This window comes from Pseudanabaena sp. SR411 (assembly GCF_002251945.1).
In the GTDB taxonomy this organism is placed as follows: domain Bacteria; phylum Cyanobacteriota; class Cyanobacteriia; order Pseudanabaenales; family Pseudanabaenaceae; genus Pseudanabaena.
On sequence record NZ_NDHW01000115.1, the window covers coordinates 1 to 16,035 of the forward strand.

The following is a 16,035-nucleotide window of genomic DNA, read 5'->3' on the forward strand; positions in this document are numbered from 1 at the left end:
TGATTCTTTTGGGATTAAAGCCCAAAATACTTGCTGTATAAGGATTTGCTTTCTAAATATTTTTTTCAGTAAAATAAGAGCGGAATGTGGGATCTAACATTTTGTAATTTAGAGACGCAACCTGCCTTGGTTTAAGTTTCACAGATATAGCGATCGCTTAATTCTGATTAGCTTTGACTTGCTTTGATTTTCTCTAGAGCGATCGCTTTAGGAAACAGGACATTGTTCTCCTTGTGGATATGTTGATGCATATCCTGCTCAAAGTTCAGCAAACCATCGAGCATGGCGCGATAGGTGTTGCAAGCCCATTCAGGGGGAGTGTAATTATCGGTGAGTTGACGTAGTTGACCGAGAGCAACGCCAGCTTCGTCATGCTCAAATTCCATTTGATGTACAGGATTAGCGATCGTGCCGCAATGGAAAGAGGGAACTATGGCGCTAGATTCTAACTGACGGATCATCGGGAATAAAATCTTTTCTTCTTTCTGCAAATGCGTCTCTAGTTCTTGAGATATCGCGAGAAATATATCCTTGATTTGATGGAGACGTGGTTCTTTTTCCCCATGCACTGCCGCGACTTTGGCTACCATCTTTTCCAAGCGAGGTAGCTCAGTATGTAGGTAGGCATGGTGGGTTTGTTCGATGTGGTCGGCTAGTTTAGTAAGGGATAGAGTTGCTACATTCATCTCTATCTCAGTGTTTGAATTAGCAATCACTTCTAATTGGGCGAGAAAGGTCTGTGGATCAATACCTTGGTTGCGACATGCCTCATCCAGCGTTTTCTTGCCGCCGCAGCAATAGTCAACTTTGGCTTGTTCAAACAGGCGCGAAAGGGAAGGGCGATCGCGAACGATTTCGCCTACGGTATCGCTGATTTGAAAAGTTGCCATATATTTATTGTCCTGTTTTTTCTAGATCGAAAGTGCTATAAAGCAGCACTTTCGACAAAATCTTTAGCCGTTCAAAACATCTTTTTTGTGCTGTGGAGCCGCCGCTACTGCTGCTACCTCTGCCAATAGTTCATCAGCAACTCCCATCTCTTTGAGGGTAATCATCAAATCCTCAGCAACCGCATCAAAGTGAGTCCCATTTAAACCCTGCTTTTCTACCAACTCTTTGTGAGCTTCGCGCATATAACGACCGTCATATTTGTCAGTACCACCAAAGGCATAGGTGAGAAAGGCTTTCTGATGCGCCCTTTGCTTCACCATATCTGTATCTGCAAAAAAGTGTTTGATGCGATCATCCTGTAACACTCTTTCATAGAAGCGATCGACAGCTACATCAACGGCTGCTGCACCACCTAGCTTTTCAAATAATGTTGTCATATGCAATTTGTGTTTAATCTAATTTGTTGTTGATAGCAGCATAGGAGAACATCACCTGAGAAGTCTTTGACTTAAGTCAAAAAAAACTTAAAAAATTCTTAACTCTAAAACTAATTTTGTTATACATTAATTCAAGTTTTGCTTAGAAATTAAAACCCAAAAGAGTAATGGCGGCGCTTCGCGCCGCCATTACTCTTTTGGGTTTTGATTTGTACTGACTAATTCGACCATTGTTATACAAAGCTGTAATCTTTTGATTGGAAGTATAGTTGTTGAACGCAACGATCGCATTGAGAAAAATGTTAAACAAATTAGACTTGAGCCATTGGTTGCAGACGATTCTAATTTTTCGAGGATTATCGCCAGAGCAACTCATTCCTTTAGCTCAAATTGCTCAACTGCAAAAGTTTGACAAAGGCGAGGCAATCTTCCTTCAAGATAGTGAAGCAACAGGATTTTTCATAGTCCACACAGGACGAGTTAAGGTTTTTAAAATGGCTGCTAATGGCAAAGAACACATCTTACATTTGCTGAATGGGCAAGATTACTTTGCAGAAGTCCCTGCCCTCGATGGCAAAGCTTTCCCTGCTTCGGCGATCGCCTTAGAATACACAGAATTAATCTTCTTTCCTCGGCTTCCCTTTCTAGCTTTGCTTCACCAATATCCTGCGATTGCCATCAATATGTTGATGAGTATGGCAAGCCACTCACGCAAACTCGCGCACATGGTCGAAGAACTCTCTTGTAAGGATGTACCACAACGATTAGCTTCCTATTTATTGGATTTAAGCGATCATGAAAGTGGCGCTAATGTCATAACTCTGGATGTCACCAAAACTCAATTAGCCGCAACTTTAGGAACAATTCCTGCCACCCTATCTAGAGCTTTTTACCGTCTTAGTAGTGAAGGATTAATTGCGATCAATGGTTCACAAATTGAGTTATTGGATCGCGATCGCTTGCAAGATACCAGCGATTAGAGTAAAGAACCGATTATTTGTGGCGCGAAGCCGCGCCACAAATAATCGGTTCTTGATTTTGTTAAGCCCCTTGTCTGTAATCAAGCATCAAAGATCGATCTAACTAAGCTCTTTACCACCCATACATCAATGTCATCGGTTCTCACAGCTTCAGCAATTTGCTGAGCGCGATCTAGATCGGGCGCGATCGCAAATACCGTTGATCCAGATCCAGACATCATCGCGCCAAGACATTCTTGATCTAGCAATTTATTTTTGAGTTCAGCAATTGCAGGATACTCAGGCAATACTACTCGTTCGAGATCGTTGTATAGTAAGCGCCCAATTTTATGAGGTGCGGATTCACCACCAGAAGCGATCGCCGCCACGATTTGACTAGAGAGATTTTGATTTTTGACTTGACTCGTGGCAAGCAACTCTTGCTTGCGGAAAGTTTGATAAGCCCATGCAGTCGCGATCGCAATCTGACGTGGCTTGCAAATCACTAAGACTAAATCAATGAGATCGGGCAAAGGTGAAAGTACTTCGCCTCGACCTGTCGCTAAAGCAGTGCCACCAGAGACACAGAAAGGAATATCAGAACCTAACTGCGCCGCAAAATCACAAAGCTGTGACTGGGTGAGTCCCAAATCCCAAAGGCGATCAATCCCCACAAAAACTGCGGCGGCATTTGCCGAGCCACCAGCTAAACCAGCCCCCATCGGAATTTGCTTGTCGATTACAATTTCCATGCCCCCAATCTCTGGATAAAGGCTCTGCATCAAAGCAGCAGCCTTATAAGCCAGATTAGAGCGATCGCAAGGTACTTCAGGGTTAGTACAAAGGATTTGAATCTCATCTGTACCGATTTTACGAATATCAACGCGATCGCATAGATCAATACTCTGCAAAATCATCACTAGATCGTGGTAACCATCAGCACGATTCCCCGTAATCTCCAGATAGAGATTAATTTTTGCGGCAGCTTTGAGAGAAATACGCGAGGTCATTGGGAAAAAGTTCGCTTGTATATGTGCTGTAAGTTTTTTTGATCAGTATCAGTGCCGCCACGCCGCAGCGATCGCATTTGGTTTTCGACCATGAGCTTGGCATCTGCTCGTGAGACAGGCTCAAACTGAACACCGTCAGGACTAGTAGTAATTAGGAAAAACAACCTTTGTGCGTAGAGAGTGGTAAACAAACTACGAAACTCATCTACCCTACATAAGCGAGATAGCAAGCCAAAAGTAGGATGATTTAGATAGTGTTCGGACATTTGGCGGGCTAGAAAATTTAGTAAATTTGATGAACTAGGAGAGGTGAATTTTTTCTGTATCGTAAACAACATGAGTTTAACGAAATAATCAGGGAGGAGGATTTATCAAGAAGCTAAAAAATCCCCAGAGATCAGACAATACAACCTATTCGATAATATTACGCTTACTATTTTGATATGTTAAGTGCGATTAATCAGGAAATGTTATCAAACCTTAACGACTTTTTAGCTAGACTTCGAGTAAATTATGACTCAAATTTTTAATTTTCATGTTCTTCAAAGACTTGTTTTAGTTACAGTCATGCTCTTTACCCTTTTGATCGCACCCTATCAGGCGATCGCTGCTGAACGTCGTCCTGTGATCCCTGCTCATGGGCAGCCGATTCTCAGCGGTAATATGCATGGCTCTGACTGGATGTCGGCTTCTAATGAGTCTAAGCAAGCTTACTGTGAAGAAGCCTTTGCCGCTTTTCGTGGCTCTGCGGCTCAAAGCTATATCATCAGCCACAATATCCAAAGTCTGAGTCCAGAAGGACTATGTGATCGCATGGATCAGTACTACAGCCTCGAAGAATATGCCGATGATCGTCTGGGTTCAGCCGCAGCGATCGCCCCAATCTTATTTGCCGATACCCCCCTTGGTACTAAATACTAAACCTAAAAACAAACTTAAAAAGTAAGGGCTGTACTAAGCATAGCCTTTAATCTAGGGGCTAGGGAACATGTCAAGTAATCGTATTGTCTGTGTAATAAGTAACAGTTACAACGATCTCAATCCGTATAATTACTCATTAGATATGTTTATGGTACACAAAAATACACATGACATAGGATAGAATCTGAGTCATAAAATATTTTTGTTATTTTGTGGTGTGATCGTAACGTTTTCAAAGCGTTTTAAAGGAAGTATGAGCAAACAAACTGAAGCCCCATCAAAAGAGATTTCTACATTGAACGTAACCGCTAAAAAGTTATATTCCGAAGAAGTTCAAGCCGAACTGGCGGAATTGCAATCTGATATTGATGTTCTTTTCCAACAATTACAAAGCTTGAGCCGTCAACGCCTGACCGCAGTAGGGAGTGCTCAGTAGTGGTTGCCATACAAAACTCCTCACACACTCTTACCCCTGAGACTACCCTCCGCGACATCATCAAAACTATCCCTACTGAATACTTTGAGAAAAAACCTCTCAGAGCTTGGTTGAATGTTTTGTTTTCCTTAACAGCCGCCGCGCTTGGTTATGCCAGCATCGCTTTTTCTCCTTGGTATTTGTTGCCTTTCGCTTGGATCTTTACGGGTACGGCTCTGACAGGCTGGTTCGTGATTGGTCATGACTGTGGACATCGCTCCTTTTCTAATAAGAGTTGGGTCAACGATCTGGTTGGTCATATTGCCTTCTTACCTCTTCTCTACCCTTTCCACGGCTGGAGATTCAAGCATGATTACCATCACCTGCATACCAATAAAATGGGTGAAGATAATGCTTGGTATCCTTTCACTGTTGAACAGTATGAAGAAGGCAAAGGTCTAATTTCTAATGTTTATCGCCTGATTCGCACCAATTTTTGGTGGCTTGGATCGATCTTGCATTGGGCAAATTTGCACTTTGATGCCAGTCTTTATCCTGAGCGTCAGCAAGAACCAGTGAAGTTTTCCTATCGCTTGGTGATTGTTTTTGCGGCGATCGCTTTACCAATTTTGATTTACACCACAGGTTTCTTAGGATTTATCAATTTCTTTTTGATGCCTTGGTTGGTTTATCACTTCTGGATGAGTACTTTCACCCTTGTTCACCACACAATGCCAGATATTCAATTTAAAACTCCAGATAAATGGCATGCAGCGACCGATCAGCTAACTGGAACTGTCCATTGTGACTATCCTGCTTGGGTGGAATGGCTTTGTCACGATATCAATGTGCATGTGCCTCACCACATTTCGACAGGTATTCCTTCGTATAACTTACGTCTAGCGCATAAGTCTCTTGATGAGAATTGGGGACAATACATGTATAAGACTAAGTTTTCTTGGGCTTTGATGAAGGATATTGGCGATCGCTGCCATATCTATGATTCTGAGAAATGCTACAAAACCTTTGCTGAAGTTGATGCTAAATCAGTTTAGCTAAATTTAATCTTAATCCCAAAAAAAGAGACGTTGCTAAGCAACGTCTCTTTTTTTTGTTCAGGGCAGCGCTTTTCGCTGCCCTGAACTTTTGGGATTAATGCTATTGCGCGATTATGTTTCATATTGTAGTATGCATACTACAATATGAAATTAAGACTATGCCTTATCAACAGTTAAATATCTCAACACCCAAGCCTGTCTTGTCTTGGGCTGATCATGACCTAGGTTATGAAGAAACCAAAATGGCAAAGAATGTTGCATCCTTGCCATTTGTGTTTAAGCATGTAGCCCTCATGCCTGACGTACATCTCGGTAAGGGCGCTCTTGTTGGTTCCGTGATTGCCACTAAAGAAGCGATCGTACCTGCGGCGGTAGGCGTAGACATTGGCTGTGGCATGGCAGCAATTAAAACTCCATTTTGCTACGAACAGCTAGAAGGTAAGCTTAAGCAAATTCGTCTAGAAATCGAAGCCGCAATTCCCGTAGGTTTTAATGACAATAAAGAAGTTGAAAAGCCAGTGCTAAATTGGCAAGGATGGCGAGAATTCCGCGAATTACATTCAGGAGTTCAACATCTGGAAGGTAAAGCGATGAAGCAAATGGGTTCTCTAGGTGGAGGTAATCACTTCATAGAGGTTTGCATAGATACAGATAATCAGGTGTGGCTGATGCTCCATTCTGGTTCTCGAAATATTGGCAATATGCTGGCTCAAAGACATATCGATACAGCCAAAAATCTCGCACGGTTAGCAGAAAATTCTTTACCTGATAAGGATCTTGCCTATTTTATTGCGGGTACTACTGAATTCGCAGCTTATTGGCGAGATTTGCAATGGGCGCAGGAATATGCACGTTTCAATCGCGATGTCATGATGGCAAGATTTAAGAAGATTATCGAGAAGTATGCTAGCGGCGGCAAGCCTGTGAAGCCTTTACTAACTGTAAACTGTCATCATAACTATGCAGAAAAAGAAACTCATTTTGGAGAAGATGTCTATGTCACACGCAAAGGTGCAGTAAGGGCAAGAACTGAGGACTATGGTATTATCCCTGGATCAATGGGAGCGAAGTCTTTCATTGTCAAAGGGAAAAGTAATGCTGAAAGTTATTGCTCCTGTTCTCACGGGGCTGGGCGCTTGCTATCGCGGAGTAAAGCGAAGGATCAATTCACTTTAGATGACTTAATTCAGCAGACTCAAGGCATTGAGTGCCGCAAGGATACTAGCCTCATTGATGAGATTCCTGCGGCATATAAACCAATTGAACAAGTAATGAATCAGCAATCTGATCTAGTGGAAGTAGTTGCGACTTTGAAGCAGATTATCTGTGTGAAAGGCTAAGCATTATGCTTAGCAATGTTTTTAATGAAAGCAATACACATCATGTAGTTTGACCGCAATGTATCTCCTCAGATTCCAACGGTCAAATTTTAACTTTTTTATCCTTCAATCTAGTATTTTATTTTAACCATTTAGAAGAAATTTTTTTAATACATCTCTACTCCTCAATATATAGCCTAATTGCCTGCGTACTATAATAAATCATTACGACGATAGACAGGAGCAGCTTTGAAAAACACACATCAACGCTTAGTTCAGCAACTTTCACAGTTAGCTTCTGAAGGCATGTTTGGTCATTCTATTAAAGAATCTCAACAGCATTATGATCAGCTTAAACTTCTAGGAGGAGTTGCTGTTTTGATTCAAGTAGCTTGCGATTTTCAAGAAGAAACTGAACGTCAAGTGCAAGAGATTAATGAGATTCGTAGCCGAGTGTGTCAGCTTCTGATAGTTGCATATCGAGAAGCTAAACGCAAAGACCCTGAAATTGCTTTAGCATTTGTTCATAGCTTTATTGAAGATTATCCAAGTATTCCTGAATCATCTTTATTAACTCGTTGGTGTTCGTTGACTCAATCTAGCCTTGCTGCGAGAGAAATAAGTCATTCACAAAATCGACTTTTAACTTGGCAAATTTATAAACAGCTATTTCAATCATATAACGAATTTCTCAATGGATTGTTGTCTTACTTAATAATTCTATGGCGTACATCGTTGGGCAAAACAGTTAACTTACAAGTGTTTGATACTAACTATGCAAATAAAGTCAATGATTTTAATACTCTAACTGGAGGTGAGAATGGAGTATTTTATATATTCGGCAGACTTGCTCGTCCAAAAATTAGGAATGCAATCGCGCATGAAAGTATTTGGTTCGATTCAGAAGCTATGAAGGTGCGGTTTACTGATGGTCGTGGAAATACAAAGGTTGAATCTGAGATGGATTTCACTGAGTTTATAGTTTTAGCTGGACTAGGTTCTCATCTTGCTCATGCTTACATTGCTGCAATTTCTGTGATAGCAGTTATGGAAGATGGAACAGATTTTGCTAAATCGCTATTGCCGCATCAGTTAGTGAAAGTTTTTAATTACTTACCTGATGCATCATAGAAACCTTGCTATATCGAATTGCCAAAAACTGATCATCAATGATTTACTCTCTAATTCAGTTAAATGATCGCCCTTTGTCAATTATCAAAACTTACTAGGTCTATATAATAAGTCATTAATTTTTAAGAGATAACAAAAATGAATGTATCAATCTCTATAGATTTTTCGCAACTTAAAGCAGTAATCTCTCAATGCAATCTAGAGGAAAAACTAGAGTTATTGCAGTTACTAGAAAAAGACACATTTTCAGTACGGTTCAAGAAATTTTTGAAATCTGTTCAAACTGATGAACTTAGTTTAGAAGATATTACTAATGAAGTGGAAGCAGTAAGACAGTCAAATTACCATGCGCGATAATACAGTTCGCGTAGTTATTGACACTAATATTTGGATTAGTTTTCTTATTGGTAAAACTCTTTCTGGACTTAGTGAAGCCATTATTAGCGGTCAAGTAATTGTGCTATTCAGTAATGATTTATTTAGTGAGTTAATCGAAGTTTTAAACCGCCCAAAATTTAAAAAATATTTTTCAGCATCAGCTATTGAAGAATTAATTGCACTTCTTTATGAAAAAATTGAGCTAATTGAAATTATCAACCATTTTAATGATTGCCGAGATCTAAAGGATAACTTTCTACTAGATTTAGCTGTTTCTGGTCATGCACATTACCTAGTTACAGGAGATGCTGATTTATTGATCTTAAATCCATTTCATGGGGTAGAAATTATTTCTTATCAAGCTTTTCAGAATGTTATTTAACGATCGCTATTTAGCTAAACACCCATTTGGGTGACAGAAATTTTGCCAGAGAAGCAGACATCAACATCGGTATTGGGAGCGCGATCGCGAAGATTGTAACGACCAGCATAAGTTACGCGATCGCCATCGACTTTAAAACCTAATGGCAAAGGCTGACTCGACTTTTCGCAAAATACAATCTCAGGACTCTTGCCCAAATCTTCAACTTCTAAATGCGGCAAATTCACATTCCAATAGGACTGCGGTGGAAGTTGAATTTCTAACAATTGCTTAATTACCCTAGCAGAAGTCTCGGCTGCCCAAGTCCAGTCAAACTCTCTGCGCCGATCGCGATAATGGGAAATAGCGATCGCAGGAATATTATGAAAAGCTGCCTCGCGCACTGCTGCCACTGTCCCCGACATATAGACATCCACGCCCATATTACCGCCATGATTGATGCCCGATAGTACCAGTTTCACATCGCTGTACAAATGCGCGATCGCCACCCTTACACAGTCCGCAGGAGAACCATCAATGGCATAGGTATGTTCGTCACGTTGAGAAATTGCGATCGGTACATGAGTAGTGACCTGATGTCCGCATCCTGAATATTCTCGGACTGGTGCAGCGATCGCCCCTTTAGTTCCAAATACCAGTTCTGTTGCTTGCTGCAAAGACCAAATCCCTTCAGCATCAATGCCATCGTCATTGGTCAAAATAATTGTCATGTTTTTTAAATATATTCTTACAGCAGTAGCGATCCTAAATGGTTTGTAAGATTTGGAGGGTTATGAGAGTGCGCCCCTTCGGGGCGCACTCTCATAACCTATTTAGGATTGCTAAATTACCGATAAAATGAACTACAAAAGATCCTTTAAAACTGTCGCTTCGCAACAGTTTTAAAGGATCTTTTGGGTTTGAGCGCAAAGGGCTGTAAATGATTAAGCAGCTTGTTCTTCTAGTTGATCCTTGTGTAGCCAGATTGCAGGGGTTGGCACTTTACCAAATTTAATTTGGACATAATCACCACGAAACTCCAATACTTCTCCCCATGTTTCAAATAGGTAAGAAGACCAGCGAGTATCATTTGCCATTGCTTCAGGGCTATTTTCTAATTTTTCACGAATAGCGCGAACGAGTGTGCCTTTCTTCAGAGCCATAATGTTTAATGCAACAAATTATTAAGGATTTATAACTGCTAGTAGGTATTGTATAGCAAACCGATATGTTGTTTTCAGCACCATACAGCGATTTGCGCCCAAATCCCAACCAAGAAATTTTCTGAAAGGATTGCTTTGCAATCCTTTCAGAAAATTTCTTGTAGTTCGTTTGATCGGTAATTACTGTAAGAAATGCCAAACAGCATATCGCCGTCAAAAAAGCTAAAAGATGAGTGGAGGCACTGCGTGCCTCCACTCATCTTTTAGCTTTTTTGTTAAGATAGCCCCATGAATTAGGTATAACTGCCATGTGCATCTGCATCAATTGCACCTATGTCGATCGCTGCACCACCTATCACTCTGTTGAATCACTACATCTGCAACCACATTTGACAGATCATCCAGACTTTGAAGCAACCTCACCAACGATTAATGTCAATATCCGTACTGAGTCTGAAGACATTCAAATGGAATGGGATGTGGTCGGTTGTGAGAGTTTTACACAAGAGTTGGGAAAATGGATGAAATTACGCCCTGGGGAACTGGTTCCAACTTAAAATATTTTCATCAAAATATAGCAATGTAAGAGATAGCTCAGACAAAAATCAAAACCCAAAAGATGAGTGGCGGCGCTTCGCGCCGCCACTCATCTTTTGGGTTTAATGTCCTAAGCAAAACTTACATTGCTATATAGGCTGTGCAAAGCCCAGCTTATATTTTGGGCTTGTTGATTGCTATACTGCTAAGCCTACAGACTAGGTGCGGGGTTTATGCAAGAAATTGAAAATCTATTTTTTATGTGTTCCTTGCTAGGCAACATATTTATAGGATTCCCTATCAATAATTGTATTCAGCATCAGCAAGATCAACCTAGTCTGATATCTAAGCCACAGATTACTGAGCCTCAAAAGCGCTCCACTGCAAATATTGCCACTCAAAAATTAGAATATCAGCGATTGATGCAGTCCTTAGGCGAACGCCAGTTATCCAAATTACCTATAGACAAAGTTCTGCAAACTGTTTCTGCCAAATTTCTAGGTGCAACCTATCGCGAAGGTTTGTTAGATCAAGGCAATGCTGAAAAACTATTTATCTCACTTACAGAATTCGACTGTGTGCTTTTTGTGGAAACGGTTTTAGCATTTTCACGCAATTTACTTTCTCCAAATTCAAGTTATGAGAATTTTGTGGAGAATGTTCAAACAGTTCGATATACAGATGGCAAACTAGATGGTTATTGCAGTCGTTTACATTATTTCTCAGCATGGATACGCGACAATCAAAAAAGGAATATTGTGCGCGATCGCACTGTTGAATTAGGAGGGATTCCTCTCCATAAGACTCTGAACTTTATGAGCAGTAATTGGCAAAAGTATCCACGTCTAAAGAATAATGAAGCCAATCGTCAATGCATTTTAGTAATGGAAAAGCAGATCGCATTAGAGACGAGATCGCATCCACTACAATATATTCCTAGCTCCAAAATTCGTTCTATCTATCCATTACTCAAAGCGGGTGACATTATTGCTGTGACGACGGATATTCAAGGGCTGGATACTACGCATACAGGTTTTGTTTATCCTACTAGCAATGGGATTGGACTGATCCATGCGTCACCATCAGGAAAAGTCAAAGTTTCTCCCGATTTACAGCGTTACGTTGAAGGGGTTGATCATGCGATCGGGATTATGGTTGCAAGTCCCAATCACACGTAGGGGCGATTTATGAATTGCCCCTATGGGTGATTAGAGAATAAGGCGCTTAAGCGCCTTGTTCTCTAATATTCCGATCTCCTAATTGTCAAACAAGCCCATTCTTGACGCTTCCAAAATGTAGCAATTACCCATTTGTGGGCATCCAGAGCCTCAGCAACCTTTGGTACTTGCTCAACCAAAATTCCACTTAAAATCCCCCAGCCATTTTCACCAACCAGCTTATCGAAATGGGGAACCATATCAACGATGATATCGGCAAGAATATTACAGGTAAACCCATTCGCAGGTGCAGGCATATGGGCAATCAAATCTTGAATACTGCCTTCTGCAACCCAGATTTTATCCTCAGGAATATCATTCAGTTGACGATTGTGATTAGTTGCCTTGATCGCCAGAATGTCATTATCGATCGCATAGGTTTGACTTGCCCCAATCAGCAAAGCCCCAATACTGAGAATCCCTGAACCACAACCAACATCGGCAACCACAATATTATCTTCGGGCTTTGCACCCCAAAGACGCATTTCTAAAGCTTCTAAACAAAGCTGTGTAGTGGCATGAGCGCCAGTACCAAAAGCACTACCAGGATCGAGACGCAGAATTTTGCGATCGCCATCGGTAGGTGGATCAATCCATGCTGGATAAATTACCAACATGTCACCGATTTCCTGTGGACTCCAATGTTGTTTCCAGCTCGATGACCAATCCTCATCGTTAATTACTGTCCATTGGGTAATTGGTGCTTCGTAATTCCAAGCGATCGCGTCTTGCTTGATCCATAGTGCTAAAGCCGCTAGATCTAAAACACTACCTTTTTCAACAGGCAAATAACTACTAACGCGAATCTCTCCATCTTTTTTTTGGCTTGCCATTCCTTGACAGCCAAAATTTTGTAATCGCCAGAAAATCTGCTCTTCTAGAGACTGTTCGGCTATAACTTGGATTTCCCACCAACTGTTGTTAGAGGTAATGCTCAAAGGTGACATCTGGCGCTTATGACTATGATATGAGTGATTATATTTGGGAATATGCGATCGCGCGAAGCGCTGAATATCGCAATAATTCCTAGTCTTGGATATATTCTTGTTGCTGCAACAGCGCTAATTCTGCTCGCTGTGCTTCACGTCCTAAATAGGCAGCATGGTCAAACAGTGTAACAGGACAAGGTTGTGTGTTTTCAAAGATTTCTACACATAGTTCCTTAGCAGTTCGACCTGTAAATAACTGTACTGCTTGACGATCAACTTTACCTCTAGCAGGAATTGGTTTTCCTGTCTCAGGATCAACGGCTAATCCTTGTTCATTGATGATATTGCTATAGTGTTTTGCACAAATTAAATTTTGTTGGCGATCCACATAAATAATAAAGTAACCACTAGGATCGAGAGCTAGCGATCGCTTCGATAATTGCTCATCAATGATCTGGAGTTGTTGAGTAAGTAAGTGCGTGTCAGCAGTCAAGTTCATTAACTTTGAGGCAAGAGAATATTTTTCTTATCTATGATACGACTTACAGCGCTGAAGTTTTGCAGAACTAACTAATCCTATACAATGAAACATAGCAATCCTAGATGAGTTTTGAGAGCGCCCGTTCGGGAGGCTCTCAAAACTCTCCAATTCTTACAATATAGAGCAAATTTCCAACTTGCCATAGCCTATAACTAGAGGGGCGATCGCCATGCCAGCCAAAGTACTTGATGGACGTTACAAACTAATTAAGCAAATCGGTGCAGGTGGATTTGGGCATACATTTATCGCGAGGGATATGCGCCGACCTGGGTCGCCACCCTGTGTCGTCAAGCAACTAAAGCCCGCTAGTGATGATCCCAATTTTATTCGGGAGGCACGACGGCTATTTAACACTGAGGCAGAAACTCTTGAAAAGTTAGGCAGGCATGACCAGATCCCGCAATTACTTGCCTACTTTGAGGAAGATAAGCAGTTCTTTTTGGTGCAAGAATTTGTAGAAGGGCGATCGCTTCATGACGAACTCAAAGCCCCTTTGCCTGAAGTGTCAGATTTAGATAACGAACCGCAAGATCGGATTCTGGCGGAGCTTGCCAATATTGATGCACCAGTGCGAGACAAACAACTCAACGAAGTTGAAGTAATTCAGATTTTGAAAGATGTTCTTGATGTTTTGGAATTTGTTCATTCAGAAGGGGTAATCCATCGCGATATTAAGCCAGACAACTTAATTCGCCGCAAAAAAGATCGCAAAATTGTACTAATTGACTTTGGTGCAGTGAGAGCTATGCAAGATGCTAATACCCAACTAACTGCTAATGAGAAAGGGGAATCGCGATTTACGGTTACCATCGGTACACCTGGTTATATGCCCAGTGAGCAATGTGCAGGTAGACCGACTTACAACAGTGATATTTATGCTTTGGGAATGGTGGCGATTAAGGCTCTTACAGGTTATGGTCCCACTGATTTGCCAACCGATCCTGCTACAGGGGAACTAGTCTGGCGCGATAAAGCACAGGTTAGTAACGGATTAGCGATGGTAATAACTCGGATGGTTCGCTATCACTATACCCAACGCTATCAGTCAGTGCGTGAGGTCAATCAAGGTATTAGCACCTTTGCCACGATGACCGAAGTGGAACGGCAAGCCACGACAAGTAAGATAGTCAGATCAACAATTCTCACGGGAACAGATAGTCTGGCTAAATCTAATGCAGCGACTTCCTACAAATCCAGTTCTCAAAATCGTCGGACAGTTCCTGCGCCATCTGCTAGCTCCAACTCAGGAGTTCTATTCCTATTTGGTGGACTGTTGGCAGTAGTAGCTGTAATCGCTGCTTTCGCGTTACCATCGATGATGCGAAATAATCAGCCAGCAGTTATTGTCAATAATCCCGCGATTCCTGTCACAAAAACAATCTCACCTGAATCCAGTCCTGTCTCAACAGCCACAAATACTTCAGTCAGTCAAGCTGTAAATTTAGAAGTTAACAAAGATTTCTTGTTCCCCAATAAAATAGTGGGAGATGTGACGCACACCTATACAATTCAAGCGAAGTCTGGTCAATCCCTCAGTACTGCAATTACGGGTAGTGGTCTATTACTGACGATCCTGAATGATCAAGGCGTTCCCTTGCCCAATGCTGTGAATGTGATAAATACTGATGTCCCTATTACATCTGATGGAGCCTATGTAGTGCAGATCAAGGGGATTGGAGGCACTTCTGAAATCCCCTATCAATTAAAACTTAGTCTTAAGGAGACGGCGATCGCTCAACCAACATCTACTCCCACAAATCCTCCCTTCCCTTCCCCATTGGTATCCCCAACTCCAACATCGGGAACACCGATTCCTAGCTCTCCAACACCTGTGGCGACCCCAACCCCACCACCTCCACAAATAGAAATCAAAGTTAGAAATAGATAAGAAATGATTTTTTGTGGCGTGGCAAAGCCACGCCACAAAAAATCTGTTTCTTTGAAAACATCATGAAAATATATGGGATTGATTTTACGAGCGCACCTAGCAAAACAAAGGTAATTACTTGTATAGAGTCATTTCTAGAGGCAGATATTTTACACATTGAGAAGTTCTATCGCTTTACAGACTTTCTTTCTTTTATGGATTTTCTCCTGCGATCGCCTTCTTGGATTGCGGGAGTGGATTTTCCTTTAGGACAACCACGCAAATTAATCGAGAACTTGCGATGGGGAGAAACTTGGACAGAGTATGTTGCTCTCATTGGGCAAATGACAAAGCAAGAATTTGTGGAAACCTTAAATCAATATCGTCAGGGTCGAGCTAACGGCGACCGCGAACATTTACGTCAAACTGATCGACTCACAGGCGCAATTAGTCCGATGAAAATTTATGGTGTACCTGTAGGAAAAATGTTTTTTGAAGGCGCACCTAGAATGCTTAAGGCAGGATTTAGCATTTTGCCTTGTCATCCGACTGACGATCCACGCATTGTCATGGAGGTTTACCCTGCCCTAATCGCAAGGGGCATTATTGGTAAGCAAAGCTATAAATCCGATAACAAGCAAAAACAAACCTCAGAAATGAAATTTTTGCGTCAAGAAATAATTAATCAGGTGCGATCGCCTATATCTAAGACAGAATACGGCTTTATTGTCGAAGTTAATCGACAGCTTGACGGGGAATGTATAAGTGATGCGTCAGGAGACACAATCGATGCTGCACTTGCGGCAATTCAAGCAGCACAGGCTTCTCGACAAGCAAACTATGGGATTCCTGAAACCTGCGATCGCCTTGAAGGATGGATCTGTGCATAAAAAAAGGCAGC

General features: G+C 41.4%; 20 protein-coding genes. 12 read left to right on the forward strand and 8 right to left on the reverse strand.

All coding sequences use genetic code 11. The features are described from left to right. Positions 1-167: 167 nt before the first annotated feature. Together ric and B9G53_RS11755 are read right to left on the reverse strand one after the other, a co-directional pair. Positions 168-890: an iron-sulfur cluster repair di-iron protein gene (gene ric, locus B9G53_RS11750; RefSeq protein ID WP_094532390.1), complete on the reverse strand. Its 723-nt coding sequence runs from the start codon at positions 888-890 to the stop codon at positions 168-170. 63 nt (positions 891-953) lie between these two features. Continuing rightward, entirely contained in the window at positions 954-1,328 is a 375-nt protein-coding gene (locus tag B9G53_RS11755; RefSeq protein ID WP_094532392.1) for a group 1 truncated hemoglobin, read from the reverse strand. A gap of 299 nt (positions 1,329-1,627) precedes the next feature. Here B9G53_RS11755 and B9G53_RS11760 point away from each other — a divergent pair, with 299 nt between their 5' ends. Beyond that, positions 1,628-2,308: a Crp/Fnr family transcriptional regulator gene (locus B9G53_RS11760; protein ID WP_094532394.1), complete on the forward strand. Its 681-nt coding sequence runs from the start codon at positions 1,628-1,630 to the stop codon at positions 2,306-2,308. 80 nt (positions 2,309-2,388) lie between these two features. On the opposite strand, the gene ispE is transcribed toward B9G53_RS11760, so the two are convergent. Together ispE and pipX are read right to left on the reverse strand one after the other, a co-directional pair. Then, entirely contained in the window at positions 2,389-3,297 is a 909-nt protein-coding gene (gene ispE / locus B9G53_RS11765; RefSeq protein WP_094532396.1) for a 4-(cytidine 5'-diphospho)-2-C-methyl-D-erythritol kinase, read from the reverse strand. Then, complete coding sequence (gene pipX / locus B9G53_RS11770; RefSeq protein ID WP_094532629.1) at positions 3,294-3,563, reverse strand: transcriptional coactivator PipX; 270 nt, start codon at positions 3,561-3,563, stop codon at positions 3,294-3,296. The genes ispE and pipX overlap by 4 nt, the downstream gene beginning before the upstream one ends. A 247-nt stretch (positions 3,564-3,810) precedes the next feature. On the opposite strand from pipX, the gene B9G53_RS11775 reads away from it, so the two are divergent. The 7 genes from B9G53_RS11775 (at position 3,811) to B9G53_RS11805 (ending at position 8,901) form a co-directional block, all read left to right on the forward strand. After that, positions 3,811-4,218, forward strand: coding sequence for a hypothetical protein (locus B9G53_RS11775; RefSeq protein ID WP_094532399.1), 408 nt, complete (start codon positions 3,811-3,813; stop codon positions 4,216-4,218). A gap of 253 nt (positions 4,219-4,471) precedes the next feature. Continuing rightward, the gene (locus tag B9G53_RS11780; protein ID WP_094532402.1) at positions 4,472-4,654 is read left to right on the forward strand and encodes a hypothetical protein; all 183 of its coding nucleotides are present in this window, start codon (positions 4,472-4,474) and stop codon (positions 4,652-4,654) included. After that, positions 4,654-5,688 (forward strand): fatty acid desaturase, encoded by a 1,035-nt coding sequence (locus tag B9G53_RS11785; protein WP_094532405.1) that lies wholly within the window; start codon positions 4,654-4,656, stop codon positions 5,686-5,688. The genes B9G53_RS11780 and B9G53_RS11785 overlap by 1 nt, the downstream gene beginning before the upstream one ends. A gap of 161 nt (positions 5,689-5,849) precedes the next feature. Further along, positions 5,850-7,031: an RtcB family protein gene (locus B9G53_RS11790; RefSeq protein WP_094532408.1), complete on the forward strand. Its 1,182-nt coding sequence runs from the start codon at positions 5,850-5,852 to the stop codon at positions 7,029-7,031. 228 nt (positions 7,032-7,259) lie between these two features. Next, entirely contained in the window at positions 7,260-8,141 is an 882-nt protein-coding gene (locus B9G53_RS11795) for a hypothetical protein (protein ID WP_094532411.1), read from the forward strand. Between the two features lie 138 nt (positions 8,142-8,279). Next, positions 8,280-8,498, forward strand: coding sequence for a type II toxin-antitoxin system VapB15 family antitoxin (locus tag B9G53_RS11800; protein WP_094532414.1), 219 nt, complete (start codon positions 8,280-8,282; stop codon positions 8,496-8,498). Beyond that, a complete protein-coding gene (locus B9G53_RS11805) occupies positions 8,488-8,901 on the forward strand; it encodes a putative toxin-antitoxin system toxin component, PIN family (RefSeq protein WP_094532417.1) in 414 nt (137 codons plus the stop codon). Before B9G53_RS11800 ends, B9G53_RS11805 begins: the two co-directional genes overlap by 11 nt. Positions 8,902-8,915: 14 nt before the next feature. Here the strand turns inward: B9G53_RS11805 and surE are convergent, their stop codons facing one another. Together surE and ndhO are read right to left on the reverse strand one after the other, a co-directional pair. Next, a complete protein-coding gene (gene surE / locus B9G53_RS11810) occupies positions 8,916-9,611 on the reverse strand; it encodes a 5'/3'-nucleotidase SurE (protein WP_094532420.1) in 696 nt (231 codons plus the stop codon). Between the two features lie 213 nt (positions 9,612-9,824). Beyond that, positions 9,825-10,043 (reverse strand): NAD(P)H-quinone oxidoreductase subunit O, encoded by a 219-nt coding sequence (ndhO, locus tag B9G53_RS11815; RefSeq protein WP_094532423.1) that lies wholly within the window; start codon positions 10,041-10,043, stop codon positions 9,825-9,827. Between the two features lie 308 nt (positions 10,044-10,351). Here ndhO and B9G53_RS11825 point away from each other — a divergent pair, with 308 nt between their 5' ends. Together B9G53_RS11825 and B9G53_RS11830 are read left to right on the forward strand one after the other, a co-directional pair. Further along, the gene (locus tag B9G53_RS11825; RefSeq protein WP_094532428.1) at positions 10,352-10,600 is read left to right on the forward strand and encodes a Ycf34 family protein; all 249 of its coding nucleotides are present in this window, start codon (positions 10,352-10,354) and stop codon (positions 10,598-10,600) included. A 213-nt stretch (positions 10,601-10,813) separates the two neighbouring features. Further along, positions 10,814-11,758: an N-acetylmuramoyl-L-alanine amidase-like domain-containing protein gene (locus B9G53_RS11830; RefSeq protein WP_094532431.1), complete on the forward strand. Its 945-nt coding sequence runs from the start codon at positions 10,814-10,816 to the stop codon at positions 11,756-11,758. 62 nt (positions 11,759-11,820) lie between these two features. Here B9G53_RS11830 and prmA read toward each other — a convergent pair whose 3' ends face one another. After that, positions 11,821-12,744 (reverse strand): 50S ribosomal protein L11 methyltransferase, encoded by a 924-nt coding sequence (gene prmA, locus B9G53_RS11835; RefSeq protein ID WP_094532434.1) that lies wholly within the window; start codon positions 12,742-12,744, stop codon positions 11,821-11,823. A 79-nt stretch (positions 12,745-12,823) separates the two neighbouring features. Then, positions 12,824-13,225 (reverse strand): DUF4346 domain-containing protein, encoded by a 402-nt coding sequence (locus B9G53_RS11840; protein ID WP_094532437.1) that lies wholly within the window; start codon positions 13,223-13,225, stop codon positions 12,824-12,826. A gap of 211 nt (positions 13,226-13,436) precedes the next feature. Here B9G53_RS11840 and B9G53_RS27350 point away from each other — a divergent pair, with 211 nt between their 5' ends. Both B9G53_RS27350 and B9G53_RS11850 read left to right on the forward strand, forming a co-directional pair. Further along, on the forward strand, positions 13,437-15,155 hold the full coding sequence (locus B9G53_RS27350; RefSeq protein ID WP_094532440.1) for a serine/threonine-protein kinase: 1,719 nt from the start codon (positions 13,437-13,439) through the stop codon (positions 15,153-15,155). 62 nt (positions 15,156-15,217) lie between these two features. Continuing rightward, positions 15,218-16,024: a DUF429 domain-containing protein gene (locus B9G53_RS11850; protein ID WP_094532443.1), complete on the forward strand. Its 807-nt coding sequence runs from the start codon at positions 15,218-15,220 to the stop codon at positions 16,022-16,024. The last annotated feature ends 11 nt before the right edge of the window (positions 16,025-16,035 follow it).